This window comes from Acinetobacter venetianus RAG-1 = CIP 110063 (assembly GCF_000368585.1).
Classification (GTDB): domain Bacteria; phylum Pseudomonadota; class Gammaproteobacteria; order Pseudomonadales; family Moraxellaceae; genus Acinetobacter; species Acinetobacter venetianus.
In genome coordinates, this window is record NZ_KB849558.1 from 1075081 (window position 1) to 1089159 (window position 14079).

The 14079-nt window shown below is 39.8% G+C and carries 12 protein-coding genes; 3 read left to right on the forward strand and 9 right to left on the reverse strand.

Features of this window, described 5'->3' with window-relative positions:
* Positions 1 to 84: 84 nt before the first annotated feature.
* Positions 85 to 780, forward strand: a complete 696-nt coding sequence (locus tag F959_RS10685; RefSeq protein ID WP_017196651.1) for an epoxyqueuosine reductase QueH — start codon at positions 85 to 87, stop codon at positions 778 to 780.
* Positions 781 to 839: 59 nt separating this feature from the next.
* On the opposite strand, the gene F959_RS10690 is transcribed toward F959_RS10685, so the two are convergent.
* Positions 840 to 1631 carry a DUF4198 domain-containing protein gene (locus F959_RS10690; protein ID WP_004880020.1) on the reverse strand — a complete coding sequence of 264 codons (792 nt, stop codon included), beginning with the start codon at positions 1629 to 1631 and terminating at the stop codon, positions 840 to 842.
* 195 nt (positions 1632 to 1826) lie between these two features.
* Between F959_RS10690 and F959_RS10695 the strand changes: the two genes are divergently transcribed.
* A complete protein-coding gene (locus F959_RS10695; protein WP_004880021.1) occupies positions 1827 to 3044 on the forward strand; it encodes an MFS transporter in 1218 nt (405 codons plus the stop codon).
* A 70-nt stretch (positions 3045 to 3114) separates the two neighbouring features.
* On the opposite strand, the gene F959_RS10700 is transcribed toward F959_RS10695, so the two are convergent.
* The 6 genes from F959_RS10700 to F959_RS10725 form a co-directional block, all read right to left on the reverse strand.
* Entirely contained in the window at positions 3115 to 3732 is a 618-nt protein-coding gene (locus F959_RS10700; RefSeq protein ID WP_004880022.1) for a DUF2238 domain-containing protein, read from the reverse strand.
* Positions 3733 to 3827: 95 nt separating this feature from the next.
* On the reverse strand, positions 3828 to 4781 hold the full coding sequence (locus F959_RS10705) for a siderophore ABC transporter substrate-binding protein (protein WP_004880023.1): 954 nt from the start codon (positions 4779 to 4781) through the stop codon (positions 3828 to 3830).
* A 9-nt stretch (positions 4782 to 4790) separates the two neighbouring features.
* Positions 4791 to 5555: an iron ABC transporter ATP-binding protein gene (locus F959_RS10710; RefSeq protein WP_004880024.1), complete on the reverse strand. Its 765-nt coding sequence runs from the start codon at positions 5553 to 5555 to the stop codon at positions 4791 to 4793.
* Positions 5546 to 6502: an iron chelate uptake ABC transporter family permease subunit gene (locus F959_RS10715; protein WP_004880026.1), complete on the reverse strand. Its 957-nt coding sequence runs from the start codon at positions 6500 to 6502 to the stop codon at positions 5546 to 5548. The genes F959_RS10710 and F959_RS10715 overlap by 10 nt, the downstream gene beginning before the upstream one ends.
* Complete coding sequence (locus F959_RS10720; protein ID WP_004880027.1) at positions 6492 to 7448, reverse strand: ABC transporter permease; 957 nt, start codon at positions 7446 to 7448, stop codon at positions 6492 to 6494. Before F959_RS10720 ends, F959_RS10715 begins: the two co-directional genes overlap by 11 nt.
* 268 nt (positions 7449 to 7716) lie before the next feature.
* A complete protein-coding gene (locus F959_RS10725; RefSeq protein ID WP_004880029.1) occupies positions 7717 to 8700 on the reverse strand; it encodes an ion transporter in 984 nt (327 codons plus the stop codon).
* A gap of 224 nt (positions 8701 to 8924) precedes the next feature.
* Between F959_RS10725 and F959_RS10730 the strand changes: the two genes are divergently transcribed.
* Positions 8925 to 10382, forward strand: coding sequence for a DASS family sodium-coupled anion symporter (locus F959_RS10730; protein ID WP_004880031.1), 1458 nt, complete (start codon positions 8925 to 8927; stop codon positions 10380 to 10382).
* A gap of 57 nt (positions 10383 to 10439) precedes the next feature.
* Here the strand turns inward: F959_RS10730 and F959_RS10735 are convergent, their stop codons facing one another.
* Entirely contained in the window at positions 10440 to 11165 is a 726-nt protein-coding gene (locus F959_RS10735; RefSeq protein ID WP_004880032.1) for a hypothetical protein, read from the reverse strand.
* A 74-nt stretch (positions 11166 to 11239) separates the two neighbouring features.
* Entirely contained in the window at positions 11240 to 13879 is a 2640-nt protein-coding gene (locus tag F959_RS10740; protein WP_004880034.1) for a bifunctional aconitate hydratase 2/2-methylisocitrate dehydratase, read from the reverse strand.
* Between the last annotated feature and the right edge of the window lie 200 nt (positions 13880 to 14079).

A 14079-nucleotide genomic window follows, 5' to 3' on the forward strand; every position in this document is an offset into this window, starting at 1 on the left:
TGAAAACATTTCATTCAATCCAAGCCCTATCATTTATTAAAACTTTTAAACTATCAGCTGGATTTCTGTAGACCTTATAAAACCATGACACGTCAAAGCCAAAAGACGCTTGAACGCCAAAAACTCAGCTTACCGAAAGGTCATAACAAATTGCTGTTGCATTCATGCTGTGCCCCATGTTCAGGCGAAGTCATGGAAACACTGATAGAGTCTGGTATCGATTTCTCTATCTTTTTCTATAATCCTAATATTCACCCAGTCAAAGAATATTTGATTCGTAAAGAAGAAAATATCCGTTTTGCCGAAAAGCATAATATCCCTTTTATCGATTGTGATTACGATACCGATAACTGGTTTGCTCGAGCCAAAGGAATGGAGAATGAACCTGAAAAAGGCATTCGCTGTACCATGTGTTTCGACATGCGTTTTGAGAGAACAGCGCTCTACGCACATGAACATGGATTTAGTTTAATTAGTAGTTCTTTAGGCATTTCTCGCTGGAAGAATATGCAGCAAATCAATGATTGTGGACTTCGTGCCGCTGCTCATTATCCGGATATTCAATATTGGGATTATAACTGGCGCAAGCATGGCGGCGCTGTACGCATGTTGGAGATCAGCAAACGAGAAGAATTTTATCAACAAGAATACTGTGGCTGTGTCTATTCGCTTAGGGATACCAATCGCTGGCGTATGAGTAACGGACGTGATCGAATTCAATTAGGTGTGAAATTTTATAGTAATGCAATGGATGAAGATCAAAATACTTCCAGTAAATAATACTCAATCATCAGCCAAATACCCTAAAAAGGCTGATCGCGAAGATCAGCCTTTTTATTTTAATTTACAGACAAACTAATGATGGTATAAAACTGATTACTCGGCTTTTTCTTAGAATCTACAGTCTCACTGACTTCAACTAAATACTCCGTTGCTTTTGGAAAAATAAGCTCTGCTGTTCCATCTATTAAAGTTTTCAAATTCTTAGCTTGCTCATCTGTAGCACCTTTAGCTCGAATCACAACATTGGCATTTGCTAATGCTTGATTGTCTTTTGAAACCTTAATTTTTACCGCTTGATTAGCCTTTAATTCATTTGGATGCGTCAAAAACTCAACTTGAATAGGTGCTAACATTGCTTGAATTGGGGTATTTTTTTCTTTTGATACATAAGTGAATAATGTCCATTCACGCTTCACTTCGGTTGGCGTATATTTCTTCGCTTTTAAATCCGCAGGGATTACATAATCACGCTCAGCTTTTTTAGGCGCTTGATCCGCAGGCATGTCAAAAAACATTTTCCATTCTTTTTGATCTTGAACGTATTTCAATGGATAAGTCGTGCTTGTTTTAACCGTATAAGTCCCTGACTCTGGAAGCTTAAGATCAAATACCGTTGTAGAGCCTAATTTAGATTCAGGTTCAATCAAATTCTTGTTGTTATTAGGACTTATAATTTCAAACTTTGCATCTTTCAGTGCATATTCACTATTCAATGCCTCTTCTGCATAACCTGAAACAACCGCAACCTGCGTTTGTGAAGTATTATAGACCAATGGTGCAACATAAGGTTCATGTGCAAAACTAGAAACTGAAAGCATCAGTAATGAACTAGCCAATAAAGTTCTCATAAATCATCTCCACCCTAAAAACATATAAATTTGATCGCATTTAATTCAGCATTATTATACACAAATGCAAATAATTATCATTATATTTAAATGATTCATTCTTTAATTTATTCCACTGTTAAAAATTACGTTCCTTTTCACTTTTATTTTGTTAGCTCGAATATAATATGCTCGGTTTATTATTTTAGAGTCATTATGTCCTCTCTAAGCTCTCCTACACTCTCCTCTCAACCTAAACACTATTCATTATTTCTCGTTATTTTTTCTCTTGCGGTCGGTAGTTTTTGCATTGGAACGACCGAGTTTGTGGCAATGGGATTGATTCAAGAAATCGCAAGTGATCTGAATGTGAGTGTTCCCCACGCTGGCTATTTCATTAGCGCTTATGCTTTAGGTGTGATGGTTGGTGCACCGATTATTGCAATCTTAGGCGCGAAAGTTCCTCGAAAAACGTTATTACTTAGCTTAATGCTGTTCTATGGCTTGGCGAATGCTGCTACAGCTTTTGCGACAACTCCAGAGACAATGTTAGTTTCTCGTTTTATCGCAGGTTTTCCTCATGGTGCTTATTTTGGAGTTGCAGCATTGGTTGCAGCTGAGCTTGCAGGTAAACAACGTCGTGCAACTGCGATTGCACAAGTGATGATGGGTCTAACAATCGCCAATGTGATTGGTGTACCTATTGCAACGTGGTTGGGTCAGCAGTTCGGATGGAAAGCGGGTTTTGAGTTTTCCGCAATTATTGCCTTCATCACCCTGATTGGGGTAAGTCTATTTGTACCGAACATTCCACTACAGAAAACCGCAAGTATCCGTGCTGAAGTTGCTGGACTCAAAAATATCAATATGTGGTTGGCACTTGCTGTAGGTGCAGTTGGTTTTGGCGGTATGTTCTCAGTTTATAGTTATGTATCTCCTATTCTGACTGAATACACAGAAGCAAATATCTCAATCGTTCCTATCGCATTAGCCATTTGGGGAACAGGTATGGTATTTGGAGGACTTGTGGCTGGATGGTTAGCGGATAAAGACTTGTTTAAAACCATGATTGGAATTTTGATTAGTTCAGCACTCGCATTCGTATTTGCCAGCTTTATGATGTCAAACCTATATTCAGCAATATTGGCTTTATTCCTGATAGGCTTTACAGTGATTGGTCTTGGTGGTGCTTTACAAACCTATCTTATGGATATTGCTGGCGATGCACAAACACTAGCGGCCTCACTGAATCATTCTGCATTCAACTTAGCCAACGCACTTGGTGCATTCCTAGGTGGCTGGGTGCTTAGTCATAATATGGGTTGGCTCGCACCAATTTGGGTGGGTTTTGTTTTAAGTCTTGGTGGATTAGTTATTTTATTAATCGCTCTAGCTGTCGCAAAATATACAAAGAAAGAATCTGTAGCATCATAGCTACAGATTCAAAAACATCACACAATCTTTCCTTGTGTTTTTATAAAAGATTATTCAATAAAATCAAAATTTAGAGACTGCCTCTTAATTTCTCAATCTGTTGATCATGCCATTTCGATAAAAATAGCAACGCGGTACTACCGCCAATTAATGCAAAAAACATATCAGACTGTGTATCCCACTCATAACCTTGAGTTCCGAGGAATTCTTCTGCTCCCTGTCCCAACAACAATGCTGCGGCCCACTCGATCAACTCATACGTTGCACTTATCGCGAGTACAATACAAATCACAATAAAACTCAGTATTTTGCCTTTGGCTAAAATATGATTTCGAATCAATATTTCACGAGCAACTACTGCTGGAACAAAACCTTGCATGAAATGCCCTATTTTATCGTAAGGATTACGATCTAAATTAAACCAGTCTGCAATTTCAAAGCCCAAAGGCACGCGTGCATAGGTATAAGCACCGCCAACAATAAGAACAATTGCATGCAAAAAAATTAGACTATATAGCAAGTTCGTCAAAGGAAACTTTTTAAAGCTCATAAATAACACAGGCATCACAATCAAGACTGGTATCACTTCCATCAACCACGTCATTCGATCATATGGCTTAATCCCAGAAAGAATCAAAACAATAGCTATAATCGTTGTTCCCAAACCTAATAAAGAAATTCGCATCATTTTATAAAAAGTATTGATTCATTTACTCATGACATCATATAAAAAACCCGTGGAAAGTCCTGCGGGTTTTTGTTATAAAATCGGCGAATTAAGCTTTATTTTACTGCATCTGCAACTTCTTTAAGCATCGTCTTCATCCCATCCAAGCCATTATTCATTAAATACCAGTTACTCGAATCGAGATAGACAATATTGCCGTTTTTCGCAGCTTTGGACTCATTAATAATCTTGTTATTCAATACGCGCTTTGCACCTTCCTGATTTTCAGTAATTGCTGCACCACGATCAATGACAAACAGATAATCTGGATTTTTCTGGGCAATAAACTCATGCGATACCGACATACCATGCAATCCCACCTTGATTGAAGGATCTGCTGGTGTAAATCCATACAGGTCGTGAATATTACCAAAACGTGAACCTGGGCCATAGGCAGCAATCTTGCTGTTATTCACCAGAATCACCAAAGCCGTTTTACCTTTAGTCTTGTCTTTTAATGTAGCAATATCTTTTTCCAAGCTTTGTAATTGCTGCTCAGCCTCAGACTTCTTGCCCACCATTTCAGCAATATTCAAGGTTTGCTGTTTAAAAGAATTGAACTGATCGTTGTAATCCACATCGACAAAGTAAGTTGGCGCAATCTGCTTGATTTGCCCCACCAGATTTTCCATTCGGCCACTCATCAAGATCAGCTCAGGCTGACTGGCTGCAATTTTTTCCAGATTCGGTTCTTTCACTGTCCCTACATCCAGATATTTACCTTCACTGAAATTTTGCAAGACTTTCGGCAACAGTGTTCCTTTTGGCAAAGCAACCACTTTATCGTCCGCGCCCAAAGCATGAATGGTATTTAAAGCACTAGTATCGAGTACAGCAATACGCGATAAATTCGCTGGAATGGTAATTTGCCCTGCCTTGCTGTTAAAGTTTAAGGTTTCATGTGTAGCAGCAGTATGACTGTTCTGATTTGCCGAAGGTGTGTTGGAATTGCCACATGCAGCCAATGCCACACTCAGCATCATGACTGGCAATGTTTTTTTGAAACGCATAACAAACTCCTAACTAATAAAATACAAACCTAATTTATGTTGCTGAACCTGCTGGATCGGAATATGGAAATCAAAAATATCTTGCAGAATATGTTCATCCATCAACTGTTGTGGATGCCCTTGATACACCAATTCACCTTCTTTCATGGCAATGATGTGATCGGCATAAACAGAAGCAAAATTAATATCGTGAATCACCACAATGATTGATTTTCCATGATTCTCAGCCAAATCTTTCAAGACCCGCATAATCTGGGAAGAATGCTTCATATCCAGATTATTTAAGGGTTCATCGAGCAAGATATATTCGGTGTCCTGTGCCAGAATCATGGCGATATAAGCGCGTTGTCGCTGCCCACCCGACAATTCGCTGATTTGTCGGTGTCTTAAGGCTTCCAGATCCATATAGGCAATTGAGCGATCAATCACCTCACGGTCTTCCTGCGTTAGGCGACCTTGTGAATATGGGAAACGTCCGAAAGCAACCAGATCTTCAATACTAAGGCGTAACTCGGTATGGTTAGACTGTTTTAAAATCGCCAGTTTTTTGGCAATGTCAGCACTTTTCATCTGTTGCAGATCTTGCCCATCCAGCAAAACTTGACCTTGATCTGCTTCAATTAAGCGACTCATCATCGAAAGTACAGTACTTTTACCTGCACCGTTTGGACCAATAAACGCCGTAAACTGTCCTTTGGCAATCGTCAGGGAAAGCGCATTTACCACACGTCGCTGTTGATAGCTTTTACTTAAATTCTTAAGCTCTATTGCCACTTTTTATTTTCCTTTAATAATATCCAGAAGAAATAAATTCCACCGACAAAATTAATAATCACACTGAGCGTTGTTTTGAAATTCAGTACATGCAGAACCATGAACTGCCCAAGCATTAGACAAAGAATGCTGACCAAAATAATGCCAAGCAGCAAGATATGATGTTGATGGGTCTTGAACAGTTCCAGAGTGATGTTGAGTACCAATAAACCGAGGAACATCATTGGGCCAGCTAACGCTGTTGCAGAAGCCAGTGCCAATACCACCAGAATCAACAACAAGCGGCTAGTCATGTCATAATCCAGCCCTAAATTCAGCGCATGATCTCGTCCCAATGCCATCACATCGAGCTTGTGATAGTGCTTCAGGCTATAAAATAAAATCGGTACAATGGTCAGCAAGGACAGCCCCACCGTTTCCATTTTCACGACATTAAAACTGGCAAAACCAGCATAAGCCGCTATCTGAAATTCATCGGGATCCAGTAAAACCTGAAAGAATGTGGTCATGTTGTCGAATAAAGTCGAGCAGATCAGACCAACAAGCAGGAGGAAATAGATATTTTGCTGTGCGACTTTCTGGAAAATAAGCCGATATAGCAGCAAGGCAAAGGTCACCATTAACAGCAAACTGATCAGATAATCGGTGACAAAGTTCAATGACAATAACGTACCGGCACCAAAGAAATAGATAATCGCAGTCTTGGAAAGTTCATATAACTTATCTAATCCTAGCGCCTGTGGTGTCACTACCCGATTATTCACAATAGTATGGAAAACCAAAGTCGAAACACCGACCGCCACACCCGCCACGATAATGGCAGCAACTGTTTTTAAACGTAGATTCAAGGCATATTGCCATGCCACGCCTAAATTCCAGCCAAGGTACAGTGCAATCGTTGCAAGCACCAATACAGTCAAAACAATCAACTTGGTTTTATGAGGCATAACGATATCTCCTGAGTAGCAACCACAGGAAAATCACGCTTCCCACCACACCCATAATCAGACTCACAGAGACTTCATAAGGGAAAATCACCACCCTACCAAATACATCACAAATCAGAACCAGCAAAGCACCTAACAATGCTGTATGCGAAAGCGTTCTACGGATATTGTCGCCCAGATATAGACTCACCAGATTCGGTACAATCAATCCAAGAAATGGAATCGCACCCACAGTGACAATCACCACACCCGTAATGACCGAAACCAGTAGTAGGCCAATAAAAAGGGTCTGCTTATAATTCAGTCCAAGATTCGTCGCAAAATCCTGTCCCAATCCAGCCAAAACAAAACGATTGGCAAAGATATAAATCAGAATCAGAACGGGCACACTGAGATAGATCAGCTCATATTGACCATTTAAAATGGTGGAAAAGTCCCCTTGCAACCAACCTGCCAAGTTCTGCAATAAATCCAGTTGCAGCGCAATAAAGGTGGTAAATGCAGAAATGATACTGCCAAAAATCATCCCCACCAGTGGAACAAAAACGGTATCACGATGCTTTAAAGTCGCCAGAATACTCATAAAGGCCATCGCACCAATGAGCGTTACGACAATCGCAAAACCAGTTTTAATAAAGATTGAAGCACTTGGCAGTAAAATAATCGAAACCAGTACACCTAAACGTGCACAGTCATATAAACCTGCGGTGGTTGGTGAGACAAAGCGGTTACGACTTAGCGACTGCATAATCAAACCACAGACACTTAGACCTGCACCCGCCACAATAATCGCCATCAAACGGGGTAAACGACTGGTCCAAAACAACTGCCACTCTTGAGGATTGCCAGTCCAAAGACCAGCAAGACTCATCTCTCCCACACCGACAAATAAAGAAATAAATGCCAGTGGAAGCAATAATAAAATCAGGTAACGCCGCTTAATCATGTTGGGAGAACTTCATAGGATGCGTAAACTTAAAATAAGCTTAAAAAAAGATAGTTAATAAGAAACTATCACAAATGATAAAGATTATTGTTAACTTTTTTAAATGGATCTTAATTTCTATTAAGTAAAACTTAATTTTCAAAGCTTTTATTTTGAATATAAAAAGCTCTAAGCATCTACAATGCCTATTTTTAACTTGATAAACTATAAAAATGATTAAGAGTTTTAAGCTTAATTCTGATCTAAATTTCTATGATAAATCTTTGAATTATTCAGCAAGATTTTCACCGCAATAAGGACAGTAATGTTTCTTTCCCTGTTTTTTGTCTTGCTCTTCAAGCAAATGTTCACGCATGAGTTGTACAATAATCTCGTGCATTTGCTCTTTAGGTAAACCTACACGCTGCCTTAGTTTTTCAAGCTCAGCTTGATTATGTAATACCTTATTCCCCTGTGCTTGTAAAAGCTCCCTAAATTCTTGTTCTAATTTCTGATTTCTTTGATTCAACTCATTTGCCAAACCAGAAGCCAAAATACCTGCTGGCAATGCCGCTATACCAACCCCGAGAATAGTGATCAAAGCACCGAGAAACTTACCCATACTGGTAACAGGTGTTACATCTCCATAGCCTACCGTTGTTAAGGTAACAACCGCCCACCACATGGCTTTTGGAATAGAGCTAAACGCTTCAGGCTGAGCTTTATTTTCGACAACATAAATTCCAGATGCAGCCATAACGATCATAATCACAAGAATGAAAATAACTGCCTGAAACGAGCCTTTTTCACGTTTTATGACTCTGAGTAAGATTTGCAAAGAAACAAAATAACGCGTGAGTTTCAGGAGTCTCAATAATCGGAGGATACGTAATACGCGTAAGTCGATATGTACAAAGAAGTTAAAGTAAGCAGGTAAAATAGCAATTAAATCAATAATTGCTCCACCACTTTTTGCCCATTTCCAGCGTTGGCTCCATGCCGAATCCGTAGGATCATTTTCCGCTACGCTCCAAAATCGCAAGAAATACTCAGCAGAAAAGATCACGATCGAGGTAATCTCAAACAAATCAAAATAGTTTCTATAAGCAATATAGACTTCTGTGATCGACTCCAATATAACCGCAGCGACATTTCCAACGATCAGAAAAATAAGGAAATAGTTCACACATCGACTAAAAGTGGTTTGATAGTCATCATTGTGCAAATTGTTATAAACAAAAAGGCGTAATCGTTGTAACGAAAAATTAGTCATATCCTACTTATAGTTATCTCAAGCTTTTAAAAATGTAACACGTTGCTTGGTTGTTTGATAAGTGATTTATGCATTGATTGATCTATAACGCTCTATAAACAAAACTCTGTTTGAATCAATCTAGCTAATGCTTTGATAATAGAAACTTAACGATTGCTTCTTTAACGATACTTTCATAAAGAACTATAAATTTTATTAAACCCATGACAATAAGGGGAAATCAAATGGGATTCAAAGCTATCCCTACACTCATTTCTTTATTTCTTACATTGATTATTTGGTTTGCCATTCCTATACCAGCTGGTGTTGATCCAAATGCTTGGCATTTATTGGCAATGTTTGTTGGTGTGATTGCTGCCATTATCGGAAAAGCCATGCCGATTGGTGCGATTGCAATCATTGCAATTACCTTAGTTGCCGTCACTGGTGTAACAAATGATAGCCCATCTGGCGCAATAAAAGATGCGTTGAGTAGCTTTGCAAATCCATTGATCTGGTTGATTGGTATTTCAATCATGATCTCAAAAGGCTTGCAGAAAACTGGTCTTGGTGCACGTTTAGGTTATTTATTTATCGCTGTGTGGGGTAAAAAAACCATCGGTATCGGATACAGTATGGTACTGTCTGAACTAATCCTTGCTCCTGTAACGCCAAGTAATACAGCACGCGGTGGAGGAATTATCCATCCAATTGTACGTGCAATTTCTACCAGTTATGACTCTGATCCAGCCAAAGGCACTGAGGGTCGTATGGGGAAATTTTTATCTCTCGTCAATTATCAAGCCAATCCGATTACCTCAGCAATGTTTATAACTGCAACCGCCCCAAACCCATTGGTGGTTGATCTTGTTGCTAAAGCGACAAATAGTGAAATTTCATTAAGTTGGGGCACATGGGCAATCGCAATGTTAGTTCCGGGTCTGATTGCTTTAATTATCATGCCTTTGATTATGTATTGGATGTATCCACCTGAAGTCAAAGAAACACCCAATGCTGCTCAATTTGCGAAAACTAAACTCAAAGAAATGGGTGCAGTGAGTAAAGATGAAATCATTATGCTTGGTGTTTTTGGAATCTTGTTGCTGTTATGGGCAGGTATTCCTGCAATGATATTGGGTTCAGCTTGGGCTGTTGATCCAACAGCAACTGCTTTCATCGGTTTAGCTTTATTACTGCTTACAGGTGTTTTGACTTGGGGTGATATTCTGACGCAAAAAAGCGCATGGGATACGATTACTTGGTTCGCTGCTTTGGTGATGATGGCGACTTATTTAAATAAACTCGGTTTGATTACTTGGTTTTCGGGTTTACTTGAAAGTAGTATCGGCTCATTGGGGCTAAGTTGGATGCCTGCCTGTTTATTGTTAATGCTCGCCTATCTATATGCCCACTATATGTTTGCCAGTACCACGGCACATATCACCGCCATGTTTGCTGCATTTTATACGGCAGGACTTGCACTAGGTGCGCCACCGATGTTATTTGCCTTAATGATGGCAGCAGCGTCAAGCATCATGATGACCTTAACACATTACGCGACAGGTACATCGCCCGTAGTGTTCGGTTCGGGTTACACCACACTCGGTGAATGGTGGAAAGCTGGTTTTCTTATGAGTGTCGTTAATATCATCATCTTCGTGGTGATTGGCGGACTTTGGTGGAAAGTGTTGGGTTATTGGTGATTTGATTTACACGGGTATTCACTACAATTGAAATGCCCGTATAACTAAAAATACGATTTATACTTCAGGAAGTAACGATATTAATTTTTTTCGCGCAGCAAAGGCTGCTCTTTTTCCTCTAATTGTTGAAGGATGCTGTATTCTGTAACATAAGTATTTACCATCATAAATAAATTTATAAAGTTGGTTTTTGTCTATGTTTTCTTCACTATAGTCTTTGCCTTCTGAATAGAATTTAGGATCAAATAACTCTCTTCTATAAACAGTATTCTGACTACCATTCGCAAATATGATAACACTCGGTTCAAAGTAATCAATTTGTGCCTTTAACAGATCAAATGAAATACTTTTAATTTGATCAAAATATTTTGATTTTATTGGACTTTTCTCTTTCCATGCAAAACAAAATAAGTTGCAGTAAATTAATCCTTCTGAGCCAGATTTATCGGCGACTGCCCGAGTAAAATCATGAAAAGTAATTTTTTTAGTTCTAGCTTCTAACATCATTTTTTGAAAAAAGCTTTTATTTTTTTCAATCGATCTGAGCATATATTTTTCGAGAGTGTACTGTTGATCTAACTTAATATTCCAATCTCTTGTTTCAGCTCCAACTATCATAATTTTATTTTTAGCGCTCCAATACAGATCTGGTTCACTAGCAAGGAAAAGACCAGACAGTCCTTCTTTAAATTTACTATATTCATGTGCTGTATTAAAAAATGACTCATCTACTTTAGCAAGTATCCTTAAATATTCTTTTTTTAAATCATTAAAGTTTTTCATTCTAATTACTCAAAAAATAAGGGCTGATTGATCAGCCCTTATTTTTAACTCATTAAAACTTAATTATCAATAAATTAAGTTAACTGAGCAGCTTGGATTTTCTTAGTGTCGACTTGATCAGCTTCTTTGGTGTATTCACCCATTTGATCGAAGTTCAAGTATTTATAGATGTCAGCAGAAGCGCTGTCGATTTGCGACGCGTACTGTTGATATTCTGCTGGACTTGGTAATTTACCAAGAACCGCAGCTACAGACGCAAGCTCAGCAGAAGCTAAGTAAACGTTTGCACCTTGACCTAAACGGTTCGGGAAGTTACGAGTAGAAGTCGATACACATGTTGTGTTCGGTGCTACACGTGCTTGGTTACCCATACACAATGAACAGCCCGGCATCTCAGTACGCGCACCAGCACGACCGTAGATGTTGTACATACCTTCTTCCATCAATTGATGCTCGTCCATACGAGTTGGTGGAGCCAACCATAAACGAGTAGATAATGAACCGCTTGGAACTTTATCTAACAATTGACCAGCCGCACGGAAGTGACCGATATTCGTCATGCAAGAACCGATGAATACTTCATCGATTTTGTCGCCTTGAACGTCAGAAAGAAGTTTTGCATCATCTGGATCGTTCGGGCAGCAAAGAATTGGTTCTTTGATGTCAGCAAGATCGATTTCGTAAACTTTTAAGTATTCTGCATCAGCATCAGCTTTTAACAAGCTTGGGTTGTCTAACCACTTCTGCATGTTTTCAGCACGACGTGCAAGTGTACGTGCATCGCCATAACCTTCAGCGATCATCCACTTCAACATGGTGATGTTAGAACGTAGGTATTCCGCAACTTTGCCATCAGAAAGTGTGATTGAACAACCAGCAGCAGAGCGTTCAGCAGATGCATCAGAAAGTTCGAATGCTTGCTCAACAGTTAAGTCATTTTCCATTTCTGACAAGTCGATCTCAAGGATACGACCAGAGAAGATGTTTTTCTTACCTTTCTTCTCTACAGTTAAGTCACCCGCTTGAATTGCGTAGTAAGGAATTGCATGTACAAGGTCACGTAAAGTGATACCAGGCTGCATTTTACCTTTGAACTTAACAAGTACAGATTCAGGCATATCAAGTGGCATAACGCCAGTTGCAGCAGCAAACGCTACAAGACCCGAACCCGCTGGGAATGAAATACCGATTGGGAAACGAGTATGTGAGTCACCACCAGTACCTACTGTATCTGGAAGTAACATACGGTTTAACCAAGAGTGGATAATCCCGTCACCTGGACGTAAAGATACACCACCACGGTTCATGATGAAGTCAGGTAATGTATGGTGAGTTGTTACGTCTACTGGTTTTGGATACGCAGCAGTGTGACAGAAAGACTGCATCACTAAATCAGCTGAGAAGCCCAAGCAAGCTAAGTCTTTTAACTCATCACGAGTCATAGGACCAGTTGTATCTTGAGAACCAACAGTTGTCATCTTAGGTTCACAGTAAGTACCCGGACGGATACCTTGACCTTCAGCAAGACCACATGCACGACCTACCATCTTCTGAGCTTGAGTGAAGCCTTTGCCAGTGTCAGCAGGTTGTTTTGGTTGACGGAACAAGTCAGAAGCAGGAAGACCTAACTCTTCACGTGCTTTAGCTGTTAAACCACGACCAATGATCAAGTTAATACGACCACCAGCACGTACTTCATCTAAAAGTACAGGTGTTTTAAGTTCTGATTCAGCGATTTGAGCGCCATTTTTGAATGCAGTAACTGTCGCTGCTTCTTTGTTGATCTTGAGTGTAACTTCGTCACCCATGTTCATGTCAGAAACATCGATTTCTACAGGTAACGCACCAGCATCTTCCATTGTGTTGAAGAAGATCGGAGCAATTTTACCACCTAAGCACACACCGCCATCTTTTTTGTTTGGAATGTGTGGAAGTTCGTCACCGAAGAACCAAAGTACAGAGTTAGTCGCTGATTTACGGCTTGAACCTGTACCAACAACGTCACCTACGTAAGCAACTTGGTTGCCTTTCGCGATCAAATCGTTGATTTGAGTTGTAGGACCAACTTCACCTGGTTTTTCAGGGTTGATACCATCACGTTCGTTTTTCAACATTGCAGTTGCGTGCAATGGGATGTCTGGACGGCTCCAAGCGTCTTGCGCTGGAGATAAGTCATCCGTGTTTGTCTCACCAGTTACTTTGAACACAGTGATTTTGATTTCTTCAGCTACGTCAGGACGGCTAGTGAACCACTCAGCATCAGCCCATGATTGTAAAACTGCTTTTGCATTTGCATTGCCCGCTTTTGCTTTATCAGCAACGTCATGGAACGCATCAAATACAAGTAAAGTCTTTTTCAATGCTTCAGCAGCTAACTCTGCAAGTTCAGCATTGTCAAGAAGTTCAACAAGTGGTGCTACGTTGTAACCACCAAGCATAGTACCGAGTAAGTAAACAGCACGCTCTTTAGTAACAAGTGGAGAAGTTGCTTCGCCTTTTGCAATCGCAGCTAAGAAAGCAGCTTTTACATAAGCAGCTTGGTCAACACCTGCTGGAACACGGTTTTCAAGCAAATCAACTAAATATGCTTCTTCGCCTGCTGGTGGATTTTTTAATAATGCTACTAATTCAGCAGTTTGAGCGTCATCAAGCGGCTTCGGTGGGACTCCGAGTGCGGCACGTTCTGCAACGTGTTGGCGGTAAGCTTCTAGCACGGTGTTATTCCTCTTCTTTAAAAAATTACTTGTAAGTTCCAGCTTTATACAAGCTTTACAAGTAATATGGACAGCAAAATTTTACTAGACTTCGCGTTAAAAGTTAATGCAACTACCGTATTTCTACGTGATGCCCATTATTTTATAGCGAAATGTTCATCTGTTTTAAATACCGCTTTGGTAGTAGCTTAAAGTCCAAT

Coding starts and splice junctions, on each gene's coding strand:
- F959_RS10685 (WP_017196651.1), top strand. CDS start 85: ATGACACGTCAAAGCCAAAAGACGCTTGAACGCCAAAAACTCAGCTTA.
- F959_RS10690 (WP_004880020.1), bottom strand. CDS start 1,631: ATGAGAACTTTATTGGCTAGTTCATTACTGATGCTTTCAGTTTCTAGT.
- F959_RS10695 (WP_004880021.1), top strand. CDS start 1,827: ATGTCCTCTCTAAGCTCTCCTACACTCTCCTCTCAACCTAAACACTAT.
- F959_RS10700 (WP_004880022.1), bottom strand. CDS start 3,732: ATGATGCGAATTTCTTTATTAGGTTTGGGAACAACGATTATAGCTATT.
- F959_RS10705 (WP_004880023.1), bottom strand. CDS start 4,781: ATGCGTTTCAAAAAAACATTGCCAGTCATGATGCTGAGTGTGGCATTG.
- F959_RS10715 (WP_004880026.1), bottom strand. CDS start 6,502: ATGCCTCATAAAACCAAGTTGATTGTTTTGACTGTATTGGTGCTTGCA.
- F959_RS10720 (WP_004880027.1), bottom strand. CDS start 7,448: ATGATTAAGCGGCGTTACCTGATTTTATTATTGCTTCCACTGGCATTT.
- F959_RS10725 (WP_004880029.1), bottom strand. CDS start 8,700: ATGACTAATTTTTCGTTACAACGATTACGCCTTTTTGTTTATAACAAT.
- F959_RS10730 (WP_004880031.1), top strand. CDS start 8,925: ATGGGATTCAAAGCTATCCCTACACTCATTTCTTTATTTCTTACATTG.
- F959_RS10735 (WP_004880032.1), bottom strand. CDS start 11,165: ATGAAAAACTTTAATGATTTAAAAAAAGAATATTTAAGGATACTTGCT.